Source organism: Ralstonia sp. 25mfcol4.1 (assembly GCF_900104095.1).
In the GTDB taxonomy this organism is placed as follows: domain Bacteria; phylum Pseudomonadota; class Gammaproteobacteria; order Burkholderiales; family Burkholderiaceae; genus Cupriavidus.
On the sequence record NZ_FNJO01000024.1, the window covers coordinates 20,867 to 42,912 of the forward strand.

Genomic DNA, 22,046 nt, shown 5'->3' on the forward strand with positions numbered 1-22,046 from the left:
CGCATAAGTGGGCGAGTTCTGCCGTCCGCCGATTAACGACTGCGGTACGACACTAATCGAAGCAGGTACTCCCATGCCAAACGCCACCTCCCCTCTGGAACTTGCGGAAGCTCTGCGGTCCGTGGACGCACCCCAATTGATCGACGTGCGGCGCAAGCCAGCGTTCGACGCGAGTGAAGAAATGATTGCCGGGGCAATCTGGCAAAATCCCGACGAACTGGGCAGTTGGATCGCCACGCTCGATGCAAATCGTCCGGTCACCGTCTATTGCGTCCACGGTCACCAAGTCGGTCAAGACTGCGCGGCGTTACTCGAGGCGGTGGGCTTCGCCGCGACTTACCTGGTTGGCGGTCTCGAAGGATGGATGGCAGGGAATCACCCGACCATTCGCAAGCCATTACGGAAGAGGCATGACCGGGATTACCCGTGAATGGCCGAAGATCGATGGTATTGCCGATCCTTATGCGTAACCATGTCGAAGATGCCCGCCCGGGCAATTTGGCAGCCAGCATTCACAGGCGGAAATTCACTGTCGCTCCGCTTCTTCTCGAATGTTGAAGCGCGCGCGCAAATCATCGATATGAGGCTTTAGCGCCTGCAGGCAGGCGGCACTGGCGTCGCCCTCCATGGTCGAGATCGACCAGTTGCATCCGTCCAAGTCCGCAGGGTGCCAACACACGTCTCCAAAGCAAGTGTTTGAGCACACCGCAATCTTGTCCTGCGCCGCGCGGACCATGGCTCGCACCTCCGCCTTGTTCTTTATGATTCTGTCCATCATCCCCTCCTCGTGAAAAAAGGGCGTCTCTGCAAAGAGCATAGGCGACGGTAGTGCGCCGCTGTGAGCTTTCCAAACGTGCCTCCAAAACGCCACGGTAAGTGTAGCCGGCGGAGCGCCATCGAAAGCACCGGGCGCGGATGGACACTGAGTGCCCCCTCCATCATATTCAACCGTCCGATCATCCCTGCGGCGATCGTGGCGGTGCAAACCCGGAGTACCGGCCGTTGACCTGAACGGGATCGCGGTTGACCAGACATCCTTTGAGCCGTGGTAGTCTGCCGCCGAATTCGGGTCCACCCCCCTGGAGGGGGCGTGATGATCGACGACTGTCCCCCCGCGCCGGCGGGAGTGGTGAAGGATCAATGGAGGCCCGCGCGGCAGTCGCCCGGGATAGTGAGGAAAAGAATGATTGATGGTCTGATTGGTGGCAGGGTCTACGGAAAGTCCGCGGAGCGCCAAGGGCAAGGCGGCAAGGCCTATGTCACAACGAAGGTGCTCGCCCCCGCTGGCGACGGCGAATCGCTGTTCGTCAACGTCATTGCATTCAGCGACGAAGCACGGGCGGCACTGCTCGCGCTGGATGATGGAGATTCGGTTGCCCTGTCTGGCACGCTCACACCGAAGATATGGACTGACAAGAATGGTGATGCACGCCCGGCGCTCGACATGGTGGCCCATGCAGTGCTGACGCCCTACCACATCGACCGAAAGCGGCAGGCTGTCCAGCAGCCGTCACCACCGACTGGCGCAGCCGGTCTGTAAGACAGGTCCGTCTAACGCGGGATGCACAGATGCCCCGCGATGAGCGGACCGCGATATCGGCGTCAACATGACGTCGCTCGGTCCTCCTGGAGGACAGTGATTTATTGGCGGACCAGGCGCCTGGCTTGGGCTGCGCGAGCTTCTGCTTGGTTAGCAGGCGTGCCTGAAGGCATTATCATGATGTACCCCGCCTTCCTCATCTGGAACTCCCGCGATGCAAATACTGGTTGATGCCGATGCCTGCCCCGTTGTCGTCAAGGACATGTTGTATCGGGCCGCGCAACGCGTCAGCGTATGCGTGACACTAGTGGCGAATCAATACCTGCGTACACCGCCCTCCCCGTACATCAAGCTCGTGCAGGTACCCGCGGGATTTGACAGCGCCGACGACCGTATCGTCGAGTTGGCCAACGCCGGTGACCTCGTGATTACCGCTGACATCCCGCTGGCCTCTGCTGCCTTGGCGAAGGGCGCCCGCGTGCTGGATCCCCGAGGGAACTGGTTTAGCCCGGAGAATATCCAGGAGCGCCTGACGATGCGTGAAGTCATGGACCAGTTACGGGCCTGTGGCATCGAAACCGGAGGGCCTGCGCCATATGGACCACAAGACAGCAAGGCCTTTGCTGGCCGGCTGGACCAATTTCTGGTGCAGCATGCCACCCCAAAAACGGCGCCCTGACAGCCGCCCAGGGGCTTGTCGCGTCAAAGCGCCGCGGAATCGATCGGCATGACCATGAGCGGGGCGCCCCAAGACCACTCTGTGGTCAGGTCAAATGTCGCGGTCGTCGGACTTCGATTACTACCGAACGGGCCTGCGGTCGATTCAGACAGTCTCGTGGTGGCCCTGACCGTACCAGTGGGCGTAGCGGGCGATGCCGCGCTTCAGGCTGATCGACGGCGTCCAGCCGATGCCAAGCGCGCGGCTGATATCGGCCTGCAGGCTCTGCGGATCGCCGGGACGAGGATGCTGCGAGAAGCGGGGCACGGCGTTGACGCCGAGTTCGCGGTACAGCAGTTGCAACACATCCCGCACCGTAGTGGGCTCGCCGCTCCCACCATTGAAGATCGGACATTCGGGCTGCGCGTAAGGCGCCACTGCTGCCAGCAGGCGCGCGGCATCCTCGGCGTGCATCCAGTCGCGGCACTCGCTGCCCGTGCCGCCATAGACGTGATCGCCCCGTTCGATTTTCTGGCACGCGTCCCACAACAGCTGCTTGCGCAGGCCTTCGCCATAGATCGAAAAAAGCCGGACGATGGCGACCGACAGGCCAAAATGGCGCGCATACGACAGGCATAGCTGCTCGGCCATGAGCTTGTGCGTCCCATAGGGCGAGCCCGGTGCGCGGATCGACACTGGCACGTCCTCATCCACCTGGTCGGCGGCTGCGTTGCCGTACACCGCCGCGCTGGAAGGGTAGACCACCACGCACTCCGTGCAGTGCTGGCGCACGAATTCGAGTACTGCCGCCGTGGCATCCACCGTGTCCCGCAGGTCGGCAGCCGGGTTGCTGAACGACTGCGGCACCGAGCCGCCGCCCGCGCAATGGACGATCAGGTTCGGGCGCACGCCTAGCGATCTCAGCGTTTTCATGCTCACTTCGCCGGCGTGCCAGGCCACATTGGCCGGCAACGGCTCGGCGCCGGGGGCCGCGTCGCGACCCAACCCGATGACGTCCCACCCAGCACGCACGTAATGCCGCAGCGCGAAGCCGCCAAGGAAACCGCGCGCGCCCGTTACGAGCACCATGTTTTTTGCCATTGTCCTCGCCAGGATAAGGGTGGAACCGGCCAACAACCGGCTTGTATCGTGCATCGTGCATGCTGCGTCAGATATGCATGTCGCACGAGACTTGGACGACGCAAGAAGCGGGACGCGTCCGCACTGCGGCGCGCCAGCGGACTACTTGCGGCGTGCACTTGCGAACGTTTCGATGGCTGCCCGGCTGAACGCCGGAATGTCATCTGGATTGCGGCTGGTGACCAAGTTTCCGTCCACCACCGCCTCCTCGTCGACCCAATTGGCGCCAGCGTTGACCAGATCGGTTTTCAGCGACGGCCACGACGTCATCCTGCGACCCTTGACCGCGCCCGCCTCGATCAGCGTCCACGGTCCATGGCAAATGGCCGCCACGGGCTTGCCCGCATCGACGAATGCCTTCACGAACGACACCGCAGACGCATCCATGCGCAGCGCATCGGGGTTGATGACTCCGCCCGGCAAGAGCAGCGCGTCGAAGTCATCAGCTTGCGCCTGTCGCAATGGCCTGTCCACCGACGTTGTATCGCCCCACTCCTTGAACTTCCACCCTTTCACCTCCCCGTCCTTGGGAGAAACGACCTGAGTCGTGGCGCCTGCTGCGTCCAAAGCCTTGCGGGGCTCCTCGAGCTCGACCTGCTCGAATCCGTCGGTCACGAGAATGGCCACCTTCAGGCCGTCCAGCGTTCTGTCAGCCATGCTTTTTCTCCTTGTTCGTCCGGTACCGGGATGGAACATGGCAAGCACTGGCCATGCCAGCGGCACGCACGCGTGGACGCCCTTCCCCGTTCAGCCTTCGGCCGACGCGATGGTACTTTTTTCATTGGCGAACCCTATTGATTGCCGGGGCGTACAACTGCGCAGGCCGGCGTCGCGCAGAAACTTCCTGATCGACTCGTAGAGGAAACGCTTGGAAACCCGCATGCTCAAGCCACACCAAGGCTGACGCTGACGTGCCAATTCGCGAAGGACTTCCCTTTCGCTTAACCTCAGCTATACTGTATATCCATACAGTATCCACTGCGCCCGACGCCATGCTTCCAGAACCCGCAAATTGCCCTCTATGCGGTACCGCCGCCGAGCGGATTCGATCTTCCGCGCTACGGGGATACAAATATGCCTGCCCCAGATGCGGCTCCTTCGGCATAGAGACTGCAGCCTTGTCCGACCTTGAAGCCGCCACTTCGGCCCGGCAAGCCGTGGCTCGACTGCGATCGTATGGACATCTGCCCCTCATTCAGCGAGACAAGCAAGGCGTGCGCGTCGGACCTGGACGCACATAGCACGGCACGACATATATAGCCCGGCGAGGGACGATTGGCGACGCGCATCGCGTTTCACGCGGCTTGCCGTGCCACGCGCGCTGCCTGTCCACGGATCACGCCCCTATCACGTTAAGCGTCCGGAAGCGGATTTGCCAAGGTCACTCGACCATTCTTGGCACCGCTTGTACGGACCCCGAACCATCAAAAAAAAACGTGAAGCAGATTCTCTTTGCAGTCGCCGCTATATTTACTTTCATCGCGGCCTGCGCCGGTAGCGGTAGCGCTGGCGCAACCCCGCCAACAACTTCTTCACACCTGCAACGCGCGCCGATCATCGGGAAGAAGCCGCCCGCCTCAACGCATACGGTGGACACGCTCACGTCCACTTACCCCCGAACCGATGCCCGCCTCGATTTCTTCAATGCACTCAATGCACTCCGTGTCGCCATGGGAGTCGGCCCGTTGCGACAAGACGCTGCCCTGGATGCTGCGGCTGAGAACCACCTGGAGTATTTGAAGCGCAATGCGGTGCTAGGCCATACCGAAATTCCTGGCAATCCAGGTTTCACCAGTCCCGACCCGTACCTGCAGGTTCTCACCGCCGGCGGCTCCCGTCACCAATGGGTCGGACAAAATGCCTACAACGGCGACCTTTCCCGCTGTCTTGCCTCGATGGCGAACTCTGTTTACCACTTGCAAGGGATTACCAGCAACCAGGAGATGATCGGCGTCGCCATGCGTGACAATTACTGCGTCGTGAATTTTTCCGTGGTGACGGCAGCCGGAACCGGCGGCTACGGCCTTGCCCAATGGGGTGGCCAACAACTACCTCCCGGCACTGGCGCGCACTACCCGGCTGACAATGCCTCCGTCTACGGTTTGTTTATTCCTGGGGACGAGACGCCCAATCCTGCGCCGGATCTGACCAGAGCCGGCACGCCAATCATGTTCCGCGTCAACGTCGAGAAGCCCTCTGACGTACTTACAGTCTCCAACTTTTTCTTGACGGGGCCGAGTGGCAGTCGCATACCGGCTCGCATCCTCGTCCCGGCGCAATCCAAGGCCGGGTCGCTCGCGTCGGCTATCGAGGACACGGGCCTGTATCGCGGCGTTGTGTTCCTCCTCCCCACGCAGCCCATCGCGGCAGGCACCTACACGGCGACTTTCGCTGGCGCGCGCAACGGTGTAGCGATCAACAAGTCCTGGCGCTTTACGGCATTCTGAACGACGTCGTCAGCCTACCCGCAAGCCACCGAGGGGTTGGCCGCGCAAAGCTGATGCCGTCTCCAGGAAATACTGCAGTCCCGCCGTCATGCCGTTCACGTCATGCAGCGACAGGTCAGAAGTTCCAGAACAGGAATCGCCGATGCTGTCTTGCATGAGATGGGCGAGGCGGCCTGACTTCGGGGCCCAGCCGTGCATCTGGATTAATCACTCTCGCGCGCAGCGCCATATCGTAGAACGCACCGACCATCGGCAATGCACTATGCGCCCCCTGACCCCAGTAGTCGCCAAGCGTCACACGCCCGTCGTCAAATCCCACCCACGCACCCGCGACCAAATGCGGATGCATCAGGATGAACCAGCTATCGGTGTTGTCCTGTGTAGTGCCAGTCTTGCCGGCCACATCCGCACGAATCCCGAAGCGCCGCCAGATATCTGCCCCAGTGCCTCGGCTGACGACGTCGCGCATGACATCGACTAGCGTTTGCGCAGCGCCCGCGGCCAATGCCTGTTCCGGCGACGCGCTTGGAAAGTCGGCCAGCACCGTGCCATCGCGACGCTCGATGCGCGTGACCATACGCGGTTCCATGTAAGCACCGCGGTTTGCAATCGTCCCGTACGCCGAAACCATTTCCTTGAGCGTAACCGGGCTCGTCCCCAGGGCGAGGGACGGCACCGCGTCAAGCGGGCTCTCACGCACACCCATCGCCCGCGCAAGGCGCGCGACCTTCTCGGGGTGCTCCCTTTGCATGAGCTGAGCCGTGACGCGGTTGCGTGAATATACGAGCGCGTCGCGCAGTGTCATCGGTCGGTTACTCGCCGGCTCAGCATCTGTCGGGCGCCAGACACCCTGCCCGTTCAACGGAATCGCGACGTTCTGGTCGACGATCGTATCGCTCGGCCGTACGCCGTCTGCAAACGCCGCGCCGTAGACGAATGGCTTGAACGTTGAACCGGGCTGACGTCGGGCCTGCTGCACGTGGTCAAATGGCACTTCACTGAAATTTCGACTGCCCACCCACGCCTTGATTGCACCGTTGCGTGGGTCAATCGCGACGAAGCCCGCCTGAACCTGCGTCTTGCTCCGGCACAACGCGCGCACGAACGTCAGGTCCGTCCCGAGCTTCTTGAGTGCCGCCGGATCCGAATGACCGGCCTCCCGTGCCGCGCGATATTCAGGCGTCTGTCGAATGAATGCCTGAAACAGGTCGCTTCCCGGCCAACAGCCCGTGCGCTCGTTCCAGGCGCCGTTCGCAATCCACTGCAATTGCTTCGTCTGCCAGTCCAATGCTTGCGTCGCCATCGCCTGCAAACGGGAATCGATGGTGGTGCGCACAACCAGACCGTCTGCATGAATGTTGTACCCGTTACGGTCAGCCCATGCGATCAGCCATTTGCGCAGTTGCGCGGAAAAATGCGGTGCGGCACCGAGGGGTGCGGTCTGCATCTCGAAATCCACGCGCAGCGGTTGTCGTTTCAGCCGGTTGTAACTATCTGGTTTGAGCGTCCCATACTTGCTCATTTGCCCAAGCACGGTGTTCCGCCGCTGCAGCGCACGCTCCGGATTCAAGATCGGGTTGTAGGTGCTGTTTGCCTTCAGCATGCCCACGAGCGTGGCGCTCTCCAGCACATCGAGCTGGCCGGCCGATTTGCCAAAATAGGTGCGTGCGGCCATTTCCACGCCAAATGCGTTGTACAGAAACGGTACCGTGTTCAGGTACGTCTCAAGGATCTGATCCTTGCTATACACCGCCTCGATCTTGAATGCGGTGATCGCTTCCTTCAGTTTGCGCGTGAGGGTCGGCGCGCGCCCGATTCCGTCCGGATATAGATTGCGCGCGAGTTGCTGGGTGATTGTCGATCCACCTTGCCGGTCGCCGGAGAAGGTATGCAGTGCGGCCGACAGGATACGTCTCCAGTCGATGCCATGATGCTCGTAGAAACGACGGTCTTCCGTTGCGATCAGGGCCGCCACCATGTAGGGCGATACCTGCGTGAGCGACACCCACTCGCGATTGACCGGTTTGAATTCATCAAGCAGCTTGCCATCTGCCGAGACGATCAGGGCTGGCTGATCGACACGAGCCTTTCGGATGTCGCCGATACTCGGCGTGAATGGCACGAGCGCGAGCGCGTACAGCAGAAAGACCGCTGGCAACGCGGCGAGCGTCAGGACGACACCGCGTCGCGTTTGGTGTCGCAAGCGATGCAGACCACTCTGGAGAATGTCTCTGGCTCGCGCGGACGCGATGGCTGCCAGTGGTTGGAGTCGCGCCAGCCACCGCGCGCAAGACTCACGAAGCAACAGTAGGTAGCGGCGTTTCACGGTGGCAGGCGACAGGGGCTGGCGAAAAGAGCGCGATCCTACCAAAGCGAAGCGTCGCAGGATGCGTCCACAAGGGCCGCAATGCGCGATATTTACATCCGATTACATTTGTTTCGCGCTGAGCCGGCGGCTGTTACGCGTAGGTCAGCGGGTGCGCTGCGCCGACCAGAATAGGAATGAGACGCTGGGCGGCGGCTTCTTGATACGAGGAATGCAGGCGAGTGCATTGCGGGGCCCTCCGTCTGTGGCGTGAGAATGCCCGCTCAGGAGACACGCGAAGAACGGCTCACGGTCAGGTGCCACCTCTGGCTTCCGCCAACCTATCGCCCTTTTCCGACAACATGCCTTTGGGCGCCTGTCGCACCACCTGCGCGCCGCGGCACGCCGGTATGCTGCTTTGAATCCCCGCAGCACCCGCCCCGGGGCACGCAAAAGGTAGCAGCGATGAAACATCCTTGCGAAGCGGTCACCCATGCGGTAGCGGCCACGCCGGGTGGCCGCAGATGAAGCCCGGCAGCCGCCCCAGGCGCCGCCGGCTCGGCATTGCCGCCGCGATCGTTGCCGCCGTCGTCGGCGGGACCGCCCTGCTGGCGCAATGGCCACACGTGTCGATGCCGGTATCCCCGGCGACTGGCGCGCCAGCCGACGTGATCGTACAGCCGGGTGCCAGCGGCGTGGACCAGGCCGATGCCCTGCAGGCCGCGCTCGACAACCTCCAGCCCGGACAACGGCTGGTGCTCTCGCCCGGCACCTATATGGTCGGCCGCGTGCTCGTGGTGCGCCGCGAACAGGTCGCGATATCGGGCTACGACGCCACGCTGGTCGCGTCGAATCCCGACCAGCAGGCCATCCAGATCACCGGCGCGAATTCGACGCTGGTAGGCGTGACGCTCAAGGGCACAGGCTCGCGGCGGCTCGAATCCGCCACGTCGGCCAAGGTGATTGTCGATGGCACGGGCATACAGGTACTGGACGTGACCATCGAAGGCGGCGCCAGCGCCGGCATCTTCGTGTCGCGCGGCGTCGGCATCGCCCTGGTTGGCGACAAGATCAGCGGCACGCTGGCCGATGGCATCCACATCACGGGCGGCTCGCAAGACGTGCTCGTGCAGAATTCGTCCGTCACCGCCACTGGCGACGACATGGTGGGTATCGTCAGCTACCAGCGCGACAACGCGCAGACCCGGAATATCTACGTCACAAGCAACTACCTGGCCGGCAACGCCTGGGGACGTGGCGTGGCGGTCGTCGGGGGCGCCGATGTCACAGTTGCCGGCAATTGGATCGAAGGCGTCCAGAAGGCGGCCGCCGTGATGGTCGCGCAGGAAGACGGCTATCGCACCGCCGACGCCACGAATGTGCTGATCGCCAGCAACACGATAGCCGATGACCAGAACGCCACGGAGCCCGGCAACAACCGTATGGCAACGGGGCACGCCGCCATCGACATCAATACCGGGAGCGGCAGCGTGACGCGCGTGCAGGTAACCGGCAACCAGGTCACGCGCACGCGCTTTGACGGCTATCGCGCGCAGGGCAATATCTGCCAGGCCGACATCAGCAACAACCGCTTCGCGGCGATCGGCGGCGCGGCCATCGCGCTCCAGTACCGCAATTGCACGGCCGATCAGTTCACCTGCGGCACCAATACGCTCGATGGCGCACCCCTGCCGCCACCGTCAGGATGCAACGGCGCGGGATCGATCCAGGCCGCCGGCGCGGACGCGAGCCGCCTCCCTCAAGTGCGGACTTATCTACGGCGTGCGCGGTAAGACCTGCCAGGCCGCTGCGGGCCTGGCAGCGCACACCGTTGCGACACAGGCTGCCCATGCCAGCCTCACCTGACGCGCGGCGATTCCGCCAGCAGCCGCTGCAGATACTTGCCGTAATGGCTCTTGCCCAATGGCGCGGCCAGCCGCGCGACCTGCTCCTCGTCGATCCAGCGACGCCGGTAGGCAATTTCCTCGGGACACGCCACCATCAGGCCCTGCCGCTTCTGCAGGGTCGCCACCATCTGCGCGGCGTCGATCAGCGAATCATGCGTGCCGGTATCGAACCATGCAAAGCCGCGCCCCATGATGTCGACGGTCAGCTTGCCGGCATCCAGGTAGCGGGCGTTGACTTCGGTGATCTCCAGTTCGCCACGTGCCGACGGCCGGATATCGGCGGCAATATCGCAAACACGGTTGTCATAGAAGTAAAGCCCCGTCACCGCATAGTTCGATCGCGGCTGCGCCGGCTTTTCCTCGATGGACAGCGCTCGAAAGTCCTCATCGAATTCCACCACGCCATATCGCTCGGGATCGTGCACGTGATACGCGAACACGGTGGCGCCGTCCTCGCGACGGCTGGAGCGGACCAGCATGCGGGCCAGGTCATGCCCATAGTAGATGTTGTCGCCCAGGATCAGCGCCGAGGGATCGCGCCCCACAAAGTCACGGCCGATGAGGAACGCCTGCGCCAGGCCGTCCGGCGACGGCTGCTCCGCATACTGCAGGTTCAGCCCCCACTGCCGGCCATCGCCGAGCAAAGCCGCAAAGCGCGGCGTGTCCTGCGGCGTGGAGATGACCAGCACGTCGCGGATGCCAGCCACCATCAGCGTGGAAAGCGGATAGTAGATCATCGGCTTGTCATAGACCGGCAGCAACTGCTTGGAGACGCAGTGCGTGACGGGATAGAGCCGCGTGCCGGAGCCTCCGGCGAGAATGATGCCTTTGCGCGTCATGCCTGCATCTCCTTGGCAGTGGGGGATTCCTGTGCAACCAGCGAGGGCGCCGGCACGCGAGTCGGGGTCTCGCGCCGGTAGCAGAGATAGAAGGCGATGGCCCCAACGGCCTCGGTGATCAGCACCGATATGACCGTGCCCCGGGCGCCCATGTACAGCACGAAAGGCACCGCGTAGGTCAGGTGCATGACTGTCACGGCAGCATAGATATTTCGCACGGCACGGTGCCGCCCCGATGCCATCAGGCCGAGGTTGCCGAAAATGAATGCCACGCTGGTCAATGGCAGCAGCACACCCTCCAGCCGCAGCAGCAGGATGGTGTCGTGGAACGGCTCGCCTAGCCACATCCGGATGCCGACGCCGGCAAACAGCTCCACTGCAACGAACATCGCGCCCGAACAGCCAAAGACGACTATCATCGCGCGACGCATCAGCGCACGCGCCGCCGGTGGATCGGTGACGTTGTATTGGCTGATGCGCGGATAGAACGCCGTGCCGATGACCGTAAAGATCGTCTGCCCGGCAATGCGGATCTTGTCGGCCATCGAGAACTGCCCCACCGCTACAGGACCGTGGAAATGGTTCAGCAGGATCGCGTTGAAGTTCACATAGAAGCTGACCAACACCAGCGACAGAAACATCGGGAAGCCTTCGCGCAGCGACGCCATGGCCGCTGCCAACGGCACCCTGACCAGCGTCGCCAGTCCCCTGCGCCATACGCCCCATAGGGCCGCGACGGCCAGGATCAGCGTGCCGACGGAGATACCCAGGGCGGCCAGCGCCGCGTCGCCGGGCGATTTCACCCATGCCACCACGCAGGCCAGACTGATGGCCTTGGACGCGAAGTTCGGCAATACCAGCACCTTCATCCGCTCCAGGCCCTGGTAGAGCCAGATCGGTGTCACGGCGTTGGCCACCACGCCCACGAACGCCGCGGCCACGATGGCCCGATGTTCGCGCAGGTCCGGCGCCCACCACAACGCGCCAGCCAACAGCGCCGCCGCGCCGAGCGTGAGCAGCAGCTTGGCCGCCATCGTGGCCGAAAACACCGCCGCGACAGCGGCCGGATCGTCGCGCCGCAGCGATACCAGCCGTGTCGCCGAGAGATTGTGGCCGTAATCGGTCAGCAGGATCAGGTACTGCGCCAGCGCCTGGCAGTAGGCCAGCACGCCGAACTCGCGCACGCCGAGCTTGTGACCGAGGAACGGCAACAGCACCAGCGGAAACAGGTAGTTACCGCCCTGGATCAGCAGCAGATAGGTGGCGGTGGAGCGTATGGAAGGCGGCATCGGAAGTGGGCCCTGGGTTCAGCGCGGACCGGCGGTCGGCACGTTCGGTCGACCGTATAGCGAGCGCACGCCCGCGGGCGCCACGCTGGCAGCCGGCCGCCCCAGGCACCGGAACACCAGCCACAGCAGCGCCAGCGGCACGAAGTTGCGGCCGCTGAACAGGTTCGGCACGCGCAGGATCTCCATCAGCGACACCAGCAGTACAGCATGGGCACAGCACCAGAATCCATGGCCGGCACGCCATCCCGCGTAGCTGCGGCCCAGCAGCCACCCCATCAGCGCGGCTTCCAGCAGGGCGAAATCGCCCCACTCGTAGAAATGCACGAAGATGCCCGACGGATTGTTGAACTCCGGATCCCCGAAGGTGTTGAGAAACATGCTGTACCCATCGTCCGCCCCAACCAGCGGGCGGAAGCTCTCGCCGATGATCGGAAACCGGATAAGCCAGTCGAATGTGAACGTCGGCGCCCCGGTGCCCCAACCCATGATCGTCAGCAGGCCGGAACCGTTGTTGATCGCCGTCGAGTAGTACAGACCCAGTCGTTCCAGCGCGAAGTCGAAGATGTTGTCGTAGATGTTGACGTAGTACGTTTCCCACGACCGGTTGTACTCGTTCGCGATGAAGAACCCGATCAGCGGCGGGATGGCGGCAAACGGCCCGAGTGTCAGCAGCGCCGCGCGCAGCGACCCGCGGGGCGGCCGCAAGCGGAAGCGCGCCATCATGAGGGCCCATGGCAACACCACTTCCACCAACGCCAGCCGCTCGGCAAAAATGAAGCTGCGCAAAAGCGTCAGCACGAACAGCACGAACAGGTAGGCCTGGTAGCGGGTCAGGCCGCGAGGCGCGGTGCGGAAGATGACGAAGTAAAGAGGCACATAGGCCACCGAAGCCTGGGTCAGCGTGCTGATGCCCACCACCCGCCCTTTCAGCTCCAGCACGTCATAGGTACTGGCGGCGCCGTTCAAATAGGAAAGCAGCACCGCCGGCCGGGCGATCACGCCGCCCATCATCACCACGTAGCCGACGCAGGCCAGCCAGAACAGCGCATCGAGCACCAGCGCGGACAGCGCCACCGGCGCGTCGGCATCGCGCGGGACCAGCACACGCTCTCCCAGCGCACCCACCGCTATCGCAAGCAGGAACAGCGCACCGGCCATCGCATAGGTACCGCTGAAGTAGATATGGTCGATGGACTTCTGGTCGCCCAGCAGTTCCAGCGACACAAGCCCATACAGTGGCAGGATGAAGCACAGGAGCAGCCGCGCGGGATCATCCCACCAGTAGCCGTCGTACGCGTTACAGGCGCCATGCATCGTCATCGGCGCGCTCAGTTCGAGGCCACCACCAGCGGTGCGGCCGCCGGCAGGCCCGGTATCGAGGGTGCCGACGGTACAGCAGACGGCGCGGCCACCGCATCCCGCATCATGGCCGCATGCACCAGCGCCCGGAATTCCCGCCGAAACCTCTCGGGCGAGAACTGCAGCGCATTGCGGCGGCACGCCGCCGGCTGGAATGGTCCGCTTTCCTCAAACCGGCAAACCGCGCGAACGATATCCTCGACGGTCTGCCGCGGAAAGAATACGCCGGTCCGCAAATCGCGATCACGGCTGTCGATCACCGTCTCGCGGGCCCCGCCCTGCCCCAGCGCAATCACCGGCGTCCCGCAGGCCTGGGCCTCCACGGCGACGATGCCGAAATCCTCTTCGGCCGCAAACACAAAAGCCTTGGCACGCTGCATGTGCGCCACCAGCACGTCGGCTGGCTGGTATCCCAGGATGCGCACGTTAGGGGTGGCCATCTCGCGGATGCGCTCCAGGTCCGGCCCGTCACCGATCACCACGAGTTGCTTGTCCGGCATCGCGGCGAATGCCTCGACGATCAGGCTCACCCGCTTGTAGGGCACCAGCCGCGATGCCGTCAGGAAGAAGTCCTCGCGCTGCTCGCAGAGGCTGAACTGGTCGATATCCACGGGCGGATAAACCACGGCCGCATCGCGCCCATAGACCTTGCGGATGCGCCGCGCCACATAGGCGGAGTTGGCGACGAACACATCCACGCCATGCGCGGTGCGATGGTCCCACATCCGCATGTAGTGCAGGATGGCCCGCGCCAGCCAGCTCTTTGGGCCACGCGTCAGCTTCGACTCGCTCAGGTATTGATGCTGCAGGTCCCATGCATAGCGGATCGGGGAATGGACATAACTGACATGCAACTGCCCCGGCCCGGTAATCACCCCCTTGGCAACAGCGTGGCTCGACGAGATCACGAGGTCGTAGGCGGAGAGGTCGAGTTGCTCCACGGCCAGCGGCATCAGCGGCAGGTACGACCGGAACGACTTGCGGGCGCGGGGCAGCTTCTGGATGAATGTGGTCGTCGCATGCTTGCCCTGCAGCGCCCCGCGCTGGGCATCGGGAAAAAAATCGACCACGCTGAACAGGTCGGCCTCGGGCCATATCTTCAGGATCTGTTCAAGTACCCGTTCGGAACCGGCATACGTGACGAGCCATTCGTGGACGACCGCGACCTTGCCGAAGTCGGCGTCATCGGTGTCGCGTCGTGGGTTCATCGTTGTGGAAGGCATGGGGATATCTCGCCAAGTAGCCGCGCGGCGGTGTCGCGCCAGGAATACCGCTGCACATGTGCGTAGCCGCGCTGCCGCATCGCGTCGCGCAACGTGCCGTCCTGCATCACATACGTAAGCAGTTCGCCGAATTCGGCCGGCTTGGTGGGCCGGAAATAGAGCGCAGCGGTGCCGCACGCCTCGCGCACCGAAGGCAGGTTCGACGCGAGAACGGGGCAGCCCAGCGTCATGGCCTCCACGGGCGGCAGGCCATAGCCTTCATACAACGACGGGAAGACAAAACAGGCCGCATCGCGGAACAGTGCCTTCAGGTCGGCATCGTCGACATAGCCAAGCCGTGTGACCGGCGCCGCGTCATCGTTGTGCACCGGCCGGAACACGCTTGCCGAACCGCCAACGATCACCACGTCATAGTCGGCCCCGCGCAGCATGCCCACGGCTTCCACTACCAGCCGGAAGTTCTTGTGATAGCTGGCGCTGCTGACCGCCAGCACATAGGGCCGATCCGACAGCCCGTACTTGCGCCGGATACCGGTCACGTCCGGCAAGCGCAGCATATGGTCGCCACTGAGTGGCAGCACGCCGATCTTCCGGCCCGGGATGCGATAGGCGTCCGCAATCTCCCGGCGCGAAAACTCCGATACGGTTAGCACCCTGCGTGCCACACGCCCGACCCACGGCGCCATGACCCGATACCACGAGCGGAACGCCCGCGAATACGCCTGCGGCACGCGCACCGGCGCCGCATCGTGCATGACGGTCACCTGGTTCCGGTACAGCAACGGCGCCGCATTGCACAGGTTCAACAACAGCGACCCGCGCGCCGCCAGCGGCAGGCTGACCTGCTCCCAAAGCTGACCGCTACGGCGCCCGATGACATGCCCGACCGTCCGTACACGCAGGTGTGGGAACTCGCCCGAATCGACGTCCACGCCAGGCGGCACGAGCACTTCGAACGACAGGCCGGCCGTGGTGCGATCATTGTCGGCCACCAGCCGGTCGATGGCGCGCACTACCTCGTGCGCGAAACGGTCGACGCCGGTGGCGCGCCGCCCCAGGAAGCGCCCATTGATGGCGATGGTCTTTGGCATCGCGTGCGCTCCTAGAGGCCGGCCCGCGCGAGCGGGTTGGCGATGTATCGCACCACACGGTTGCTGAACGACGCCACCGGCAACAGGCAAAGCGTGGTCAGGCATCCGACCGCCACCTTCTTGCGCAGGCTCCAGAACGGATTGGCCGCGATGGTATGGAAGTACCGCCCGGATTCGTGCTGGAACCAGTGCCACCGGCGCGCCAGCGTCGCGCCATACACGTGCTGCGCGAACCGGGCCTTCTCCAGGGAGAAATCCAGCACGCCCGGGGGCAGTTCGATGCCGAGCCGATCCTTCGCAAGGTCCCGCAGGATCTGCCAGCGCCGCGCCGACTGCCGGGCACCGGCCATCGCGTCCTCGGCATTGGCGAGCGACAGATCGCTGCCCTGCGCGTCGCCGCGCGTGTAGCGGTGTACCCGATAGCCGCCCAGCGCCATCTCGACCGCGCCGACGTCGCCCAGCAGCGCCACCCCGTAGATCGCGTAGAAATCGGCGCCATGCATGTTGTCTGCACCCACCGGCACCGGAAAGATGCGGCGCAGCGCGTCCACGCGATACGCATTGCCCGAGCCGGGCGGCGACGGATACAGCCATCCGGCTCGCAGCATCCGCCCGCATCCGTCTGCGTGAATCGACTGCGGCACCTGGACGCCGGTGGGCACGCCATCGGCCGTCATGACATCGAGCCGGTACTGCACCTTGACCGGGTCACCCTTGGCAAAGGCCGCCAGGACCGTGGCAGCGGCTTCGGGATACAGCGTATCGTCGGCATCCAGAAAAAGCACATACGGCGTGCGCACACGTTCTAGCGCATGGTTGTACGCGGCTACCTGTCCGCCGTTCCGCTGGAACACGGCTTCCACGCGCCCGCCATAGCCCTCGATGATCGCTCGCGAGCCATCGGTGGAGCCGTCGTCGATCACCATGACGTGCACGGGCGTGAACTGTCCCAGCGCCGAATCAATGGCGCCCGCCACGTACCGCGCATAGTTGTAGTTGGCAATCACAACAGTGAGCGCGGGCAATGCGACAGGGTCCGGCATGGTGGCCTCCGTGATGAGTGGCGCTACAGCGAGTAGTCGGCGTGGAAGCCGAGCCGGCTGGCCTCGCCATCCGCAATTGCGCGCTCCAGCAGCCGCAGCCGCGCGCCGGCGTTGCGGCGCTTGCCATACAGGCGCAGCAGTCGCAGGAACACGAAGCGGTTGAGCCGGTACATCAGTCCGGACGTGGACCAGTGGTTGCGGTCGAACCACGCCTGGTTGCGGCTGCTGTAGTAGGCGCGAAAATCCGAACCGCTCAGCAACATGCATTCGAAGTGGTTTTTCCAGTTGCGCTTGACGTTCCAGGAGCCTTCCAGGTCTTCGAGCCGCGCGGCCGTTACCAACGCAATGCATCCGCCACGCGCCGTCAGCCGCCACGTGTACTCCGTATCGTCGGCGTACAGCACCAGCTCGGGCACCGGCAGCCCCAGATCCACATACATCTCGCGATGTCCCAGCAGCCCCCCGTACGGCGCGAACGGCAGATGCACCACCTCTGGAATCGCGTCGGGTCGTGGTCTGCCCCACGGCGTACGCCGCCAGATCTTGTATGGGATGCGCCCCACGTGAAAGCCGAAGTAGCTCGAGCGCGGCGGCATCGCCAGGCCCGCCGGCACGCCCGCCGCGATGTCGCCCTGGTGATCGGGACGGAACCCGAGCACCGCCGCGCGGCGACGGCCGTGCTTGCGCGTGAGCACGTCCAGCTGATGGCAGAGCACGTCGAGCGCGCCCTCGCACGGTGCATTGTCGTCATCCATCAGCCAGATGTAGTCGGTGGTATCGCGTTCCAGCGCCTGCGCGATGCCCACCGCATAGCCGTTGGCCGATCCCGTGTTGGCGGCGAGCCGCACGATCGTGACGCGCTTGCCCCAGGCGGCCTCCAGCGGTGAGAGATCAGCAGTGGCGTTGTTGCTGACGACAATGGCGTGCGACACGCCTTCGTGCTCGAAGCTGCGCCGCAGCAGTTCGGCGCAGTAGTGCAGGCGGTCGCCGTAGGTGACGGTTACCAGCGTGATGCGCTTGTGGTGCAGGTGCGCCATGGCGGTTCTCCGTATCAGGCTGGCGTGCCGGGATGACCTTCGGTCGCGCCGTAGGCGTAGCTGTAGCGATGGAGCGTGCCGGTGAAGTCGTTGAAGATCACCCCGCGTACCGCGACACTCGCCTGGGCCAGTCGCCGCGTGCTTTCATCGATCTGTTCGACCGTGGTCACCCGGTGGCGCGCCACCATGAACACCGTGCCGGCAAGGCGTCCCAGGACCAGCGCATCGGCCACCGGCAGCAGCGGCGGGCCGTCGAGCACCACCATGTCGTATTGCGCTGCCACCCGCTGGACCAGTGCAGACAACTCGGGCTGCAGCAGCAATTCGCTTGGGCCCGCCGTAAGCGCGCCTGTCGACAGGAAGTCCAGGCCATGCGCCACGTCACGCCGGATCGCGACGCCGGCCTCGCAGGTGCCGGCGAGCACTTCGGCCAAGCCCGGTCCGCGATCGACCCGGAAACGCTTGTGCAGCACGCCATTACGCAGGTCGGCATCGATCAGCAGCACACGCCGCTTCGACGCGCCGGCCAGTGTCGCCAGGTTCGCCGCGACGAACGACTTGCCCACCCCCGCGGTGGGTCCCGTGATCAGCACCACTCGGTTGGGCGCGTCGCTTAGCGCAAAATGCAGGGTGGTCCGCACCGCGCGCAGGCTTTCAATGGCCGCGTCGGGCAGTTGCGCGTGGCCGCCGCGCAGATGGCTCCGCGCCGTGCCCAGCGGACCGGTCAGGCGGCTGCGCGGCACCGTCGCATAGACGGGAATGCCCGTGGCAATCTCGATCTCCTCGCGATCCTGCACCGTGCCCACGATACGGCGACGCACCATCGCCAGCAGGATGCCCACGAGCAGTCCCGTCAGCAGTGACCCCGCCACGGCCACGCCGCGCCGGGGCTTGATCGGTGTCTCGGGCGGGGTGGCCGGGTCGATGAGCCGCACGTTCGCCACCTTGCCGGCCCGCACCAGCGTCAGTTGCTGGCGCGCGTTCAGCCGGTTCGTGTACAACTCCGTGTCCACCTGCATGTCGCGCTGCAGTTGCAGCACCTTCTGTTCGATCAGCGGCAACTGGCGCGTCCGTCCCTGTACGACGGAAAACGCGGCCTGCGCCTCGCGCAACTGTCCGTCGATGGCCTGCAATGCCGGGTGCTTCTCGGTGTACTGCGTCAGCAGTTCCTGGCGCTTCTGACGCAGGTCCACGAGCCGGGTCTCTGCCTCCACGCTTTGCTGCAGCAGCGCCCGGGCCTCCTGGCTGGTATCGACGGTACCCTGCTGGGCGCGAAAGGCGTTGTAGCGGCTTTCGGATTCCCCGAGCTGCTTTTTCAGTTGCGGCAACTGCTCGTCCAGGAATCGGATCGACTTGTCCGCTTCCTCGGAGCGGCGGCGCACGTTCTGGTCGACATATTCCCGGCCAATTTCGTTGAGGATGCGCGAAGCCTGGACCGGATCGACGCTGTCCAGCGATACGCCGATGATGTTCGACTGCTTGCCCCGTTCGCCAATGGCCAGCGTTTTCTGCAGCCATTCAGTGGTCGCGGTCTCGGAATAGCGTTTCAGCGTGAAGCTGGCGCCGGCCTGCCCATCCGCAGTGCGTACCAGCAGCGCCAGCGGCCCGCGCGGCGTGTCGGCGCGCAGCAGTATGCCGACGCGGCCTTGCAGCGACACCACCGGGCCGCCGAACGTCGAGGACAGCTCGAGGGTGAAGGCACCGTGCTCGCCCAGCGTGAGCGTGAATGGCTGGCCCTGATAGGCCGCGGGCACGTCAAACGTAGTGACGTCGATACGTTCCTTACCATAGACGTGCCCGCCGATCGGGCGGGAATAGCCCTCGGCACGCTCGGCCAGCCACCAGCCGATCACCGGCAGGTAGCGCGGCGTGACGTCGAGATGGAGTCGGAGCGCATCCACCGCACGCGACACCACCATGCGCGAACTGAGGACCTGGATCTCGGACGTCGTGTCGGGCTTGATCTCGGGCGTAAGCTTCGGGTCCCCCGACGTGGAACGGTTCTCGATGGTGCTTGGCTCTACCTGGATCAGCATGTCCGAGCGGTAGACCGGGCGCGTGAACACGGCATAGGCGATCCCGGCCAGCAGGCAGGCCGATGTCGTGCACACGATCAGCCACCGGCTTGCCGCCAGCGTCGTCAGCGGGTTCATGGCACGCACCGCCGGGCGTGGCGCAGGGTCATATGCCGGATTTGCCAGGTACGAGGTGTTCATGACGAATGTCTCCAGGAATTCGCAAGGCCTACGGCGCCAGGGCCCGGCTTGCGGTCGCGGTCTGCGCGGTCGGCAGGAGCAGGTTGACCACCCGGCTCCAGCGCACGAGCGATGACGTGTCGACGAACACCACGTCGTTTGCCTGCAGCGCAAACCCGTCGGCCAGCGCCATCGCCGAAGGCGTGCTGGCATCCAGATGGAAGACACGGGGCTGCGTGCCGCCGTTGCCGCGCACCACATACACCTGCTGCGCATCGCCCGAGTACTGGCTCACGCCGCCCGCGTCGCCCAGCGCCTGGTTCAGGCTCAACTTGCCGTTGTTCATCGTCAGCGCGGCGTTGCGTGCCACCTCGCCAATCACATAGACCTTGCTGTCGGTCGCGGCATAGACGCGCACGAGGTCGCCATCGCGCAGCAGGATGTCAGACGGATTCGCGCCTTTCGCGATCAGATCGGGCAAACTCACGCGCGCCGTTTGCTCGCCGCGCGTGACGGCAATCCAGGACCGGTCCGCCGCCGCGCTGAACCCGCCGGCGCGGTTGATGGCCTCGGGCAACGTCATCGGCACGTCGTTGATGATCTGCAGGCCGGCCTGCTGCACGGCGCCGTCCATGTACACGCGCTTGCTGCGATACGCCTGGATGCGCAGCGTCACCTGTGGATTTCGCACATACTCGGCCAGCCGCTGCGTGAGGCGCTCGCGCGCTTCGGCCTCGGTCAGGCCGGCAACCGGCACCATGCCGACAAAGGCGTACTGAACATTGCCGCGCGCGTCGACGGTGTATCCCGTGACCACGGCATTCGACCCCGACGTATCGACGCCGCTCGTCACCTGCAGCGCAGGCAGGTTCAGTTCGGGATGCCCCCAGACCACGATGCTGAGCACATCGCCTGGACCCAGCACGTAAGGACGCGGCTTGTCGAATAGCGCGCGCACCTCGGGTGCCACGCCATCGGGTTGCGCCGCCCGCTGCGACGCGAGCAGCGCGCTGTCGATCTCGACCAGACTGTCGCGCGACACAGACTGCACGCCCTGCATCGGCGGCAGACTGGTTACCGTCGCGGCTGGCTGCGACGCTTCCTGGCCCGGCTGCGGCGCCGACGCGGTGGCCTTGAAAGTCATGCCCGGTGCCATGGCGCAGCCGCCCAGGAAGTGCAGTACCACCCCCCAGAGCAGGACGGCAGCCAGGCGCTTGCGCCAGGGCAGGTCAGTATGCGCCACGACCATGGATCACCACGCCGATTGTCTTGAACAGGATCACGATATCGCCAGCAAAGGTCCAGTTGCGGACGTAGGCGACATCCAGCGTCACACGCTTGTCGTAATCGGCATCGTTGCGTCCGCTGACCTGCCAGAGCCCGGTGATGCCGGGCAGCACGCGCAGGTAGTAGGACACCGACTCGCCGTAGCGTTCCAGCTCCTTTTCCACCACCGGACGCGGCCCGACCAGGCTCATGTCGCCGCGCACCACGTTCCATAGCTGCGGCAACTCGTCGATACTGGTCTTGCGGATAAAGCGCCCCAGCGCCGTAACCCGCACGTCGTTGCGCAGCTTGAAATCCTTCTCCCATTCCGCGCGTGCCGCCGGATCACTGGCGAGCAGTTCCTTGAGCACCGCATCGGCATTGCGCACCATCGAGCGGAACTTCAGGCAACGAAATTTGCGGCCATCCATCCCGACCCGGGTATGACCGAACACGCACGGACCGCCGTCGCGCATCACGAGCAGGGCCACGGTCAGCATCAGCGGCGACAGCAGGAGCAACAGCACCAGCGCCGCGCCAACATCGAACGCACGCTTGGCGGCATGGCCGTAAGCGCCGGCGTAACGCTGGCCGGCGTCGTGCGACGGTGCGAAGCTACCGGCCAGGCCCGGCGACAAGGCCGACGATGCGGCGGTAAAGCGCGTGGGCAGGATGCCCGATCTGGCAAGCAGTGATTTGATGAAGCG

At 64.5% G+C, this 22,046-nt stretch carries 18 protein-coding genes and 1 pseudogene; 5 read left to right on the plus strand and 14 right to left on the minus strand.

The features are described from left to right. The first annotated feature begins 73 nt into the window (after window positions 1–73). The gene (chrE, locus tag BLQ58_RS27120) at window positions 74–430 is read left to right on the plus strand and encodes a rhodanese family chromate resistance protein ChrE (protein ID WP_092603452.1); all 357 of its coding nucleotides are present in this window, start codon (window positions 74–76) and stop codon (window positions 428–430) included. Between the two features lie 96 nt (window positions 431–526). On the opposite strand, the gene BLQ58_RS27125 is transcribed toward chrE, so the two are convergent. Then, window positions 527–778: a hypothetical protein gene (locus tag BLQ58_RS27125; protein WP_368086178.1), complete on the minus strand. Its 252-nt coding sequence runs from the start codon at window positions 776–778 to the stop codon at window positions 527–529. 405 nt (window positions 779–1,183) lie between these two features. Between BLQ58_RS27125 and BLQ58_RS27130 the strand changes: the two genes are divergently transcribed. After that, window positions 1,184–1,540 carry a single-stranded DNA-binding protein gene (locus BLQ58_RS27130; RefSeq protein WP_092603454.1) on the plus strand — a complete coding sequence of 119 codons (357 nt, stop codon included), beginning with the start codon at window positions 1,184–1,186 and terminating at the stop codon, window positions 1,538–1,540. Window positions 1,541–1,754: 214 nt separating this feature from the next. Beyond that, entirely contained in the window at window positions 1,755–2,219 is a 465-nt protein-coding gene (locus BLQ58_RS27135; protein WP_092603456.1) for a YaiI/YqxD family protein, read from the plus strand. 144 nt (window positions 2,220–2,363) lie between these two features. Here BLQ58_RS27135 and BLQ58_RS27140 read toward each other — a convergent pair whose 3' ends face one another. Further along, on the minus strand, window positions 2,364–3,287 hold the full coding sequence (locus tag BLQ58_RS27140; RefSeq protein ID WP_175460024.1) for an NAD-dependent epimerase/dehydratase family protein: 924 nt from the start codon (window positions 3,285–3,287) through the stop codon (window positions 2,364–2,366). A 153-nt stretch (window positions 3,288–3,440) separates the two neighbouring features. Then, window positions 3,441–3,995: a type 1 glutamine amidotransferase domain-containing protein gene (locus BLQ58_RS27145; protein ID WP_092603460.1), complete on the minus strand. Its 555-nt coding sequence runs from the start codon at window positions 3,993–3,995 to the stop codon at window positions 3,441–3,443. A 779-nt stretch (window positions 3,996–4,774) separates the two neighbouring features. Between BLQ58_RS27145 and BLQ58_RS27155 the strand changes: the two genes are divergently transcribed. Then, complete coding sequence (locus BLQ58_RS27155; protein ID WP_092603464.1) at window positions 4,775–5,785, plus strand: CAP domain-containing protein; 1,011 nt, start codon at window positions 4,775–4,777, stop codon at window positions 5,783–5,785. Window positions 5,786–5,900: 115 nt separating this feature from the next. Here BLQ58_RS27155 and BLQ58_RS27160 read toward each other — a convergent pair whose 3' ends face one another. Beyond that, window positions 5,901–8,111 carry a penicillin-binding protein 1A gene (locus tag BLQ58_RS27160; protein ID WP_092603466.1) on the minus strand — a complete coding sequence of 737 codons (2,211 nt, stop codon included), beginning with the start codon at window positions 8,109–8,111 and terminating at the stop codon, window positions 5,901–5,903. Between the two features lie 503 nt (window positions 8,112–8,614). On the opposite strand from BLQ58_RS27160, the gene BLQ58_RS27165 reads away from it, so the two are divergent. After that, window positions 8,615–9,883: a right-handed parallel beta-helix repeat-containing protein gene (locus tag BLQ58_RS27165; protein ID WP_254776204.1), complete on the plus strand. Its 1,269-nt coding sequence runs from the start codon at window positions 8,615–8,617 to the stop codon at window positions 9,881–9,883. Between the two features lie 65 nt (window positions 9,884–9,948). Here the strand turns inward: BLQ58_RS27165 and rfbA are convergent, their stop codons facing one another. From rfbA to BLQ58_RS27215, 10 genes and pseudogenes are all read right to left on the minus strand, one after another. Then, the gene (gene rfbA, locus BLQ58_RS27170) at window positions 9,949–10,836 is read right to left on the minus strand and encodes a glucose-1-phosphate thymidylyltransferase RfbA (RefSeq protein ID WP_092603468.1); all 888 of its coding nucleotides are present in this window, start codon (window positions 10,834–10,836) and stop codon (window positions 9,949–9,951) included. Beyond that, the gene (locus tag BLQ58_RS27175) at window positions 10,833–12,125 is read right to left on the minus strand and encodes an oligosaccharide flippase family protein (protein ID WP_092603470.1); all 1,293 of its coding nucleotides are present in this window, start codon (window positions 12,123–12,125) and stop codon (window positions 10,833–10,835) included. The genes rfbA and BLQ58_RS27175 overlap by 4 nt, the downstream gene beginning before the upstream one ends. A gap of 18 nt (window positions 12,126–12,143) precedes the next feature. Beyond that, window positions 12,144–13,445 (minus strand): oligosaccharide repeat unit polymerase, encoded by a 1,302-nt coding sequence (locus BLQ58_RS27180; protein ID WP_175460025.1) that lies wholly within the window; start codon window positions 13,443–13,445, stop codon window positions 12,144–12,146. Window positions 13,446–13,453: 8 nt separating this feature from the next. Continuing rightward, window positions 13,454–14,707: a glycosyltransferase family 4 protein gene (locus BLQ58_RS27185; RefSeq protein WP_092603472.1), complete on the minus strand. Its 1,254-nt coding sequence runs from the start codon at window positions 14,705–14,707 to the stop codon at window positions 13,454–13,456. After that, entirely contained in the window at window positions 14,689–15,798 is a 1,110-nt protein-coding gene (locus BLQ58_RS27190) for a glycosyltransferase family 4 protein (RefSeq protein WP_092603474.1), read from the minus strand. Before BLQ58_RS27190 ends, BLQ58_RS27185 begins: the two co-directional genes overlap by 19 nt. 11 nt (window positions 15,799–15,809) lie before the next feature. Further along, on the minus strand, window positions 15,810–16,823 hold the full coding sequence (locus BLQ58_RS27195) for a glycosyltransferase family 2 protein (RefSeq protein ID WP_092603504.1): 1,014 nt from the start codon (window positions 16,821–16,823) through the stop codon (window positions 15,810–15,812). A gap of 41 nt (window positions 16,824–16,864) precedes the next feature. Next, window positions 16,865–17,878, minus strand: a complete 1,014-nt coding sequence (locus BLQ58_RS27200; RefSeq protein ID WP_092603476.1) for a glycosyltransferase family protein — start codon at window positions 17,876–17,878, stop codon at window positions 16,865–16,867. Window positions 17,879–17,892: 14 nt separating this feature from the next. Further along, window positions 17,893–20,094: a GNVR domain-containing protein gene (locus tag BLQ58_RS27205; protein WP_092603478.1), complete on the minus strand. Its 2,202-nt coding sequence runs from the start codon at window positions 20,092–20,094 to the stop codon at window positions 17,893–17,895. Window positions 20,095–20,122: 28 nt separating this feature from the next. Then, a complete protein-coding gene (locus BLQ58_RS27210) occupies window positions 20,123–21,229 on the minus strand; it encodes a polysaccharide biosynthesis/export family protein (RefSeq protein WP_254776206.1) in 1,107 nt (368 codons plus the stop codon). Between the two features lie 73 nt (window positions 21,230–21,302). Next, a pseudogene (locus tag BLQ58_RS27215) lies at window positions 21,303–21,896 on the minus strand (sugar transferase); the annotation flags it as partial. Window positions 21,897–22,046 lie beyond the last annotated feature (150 nt).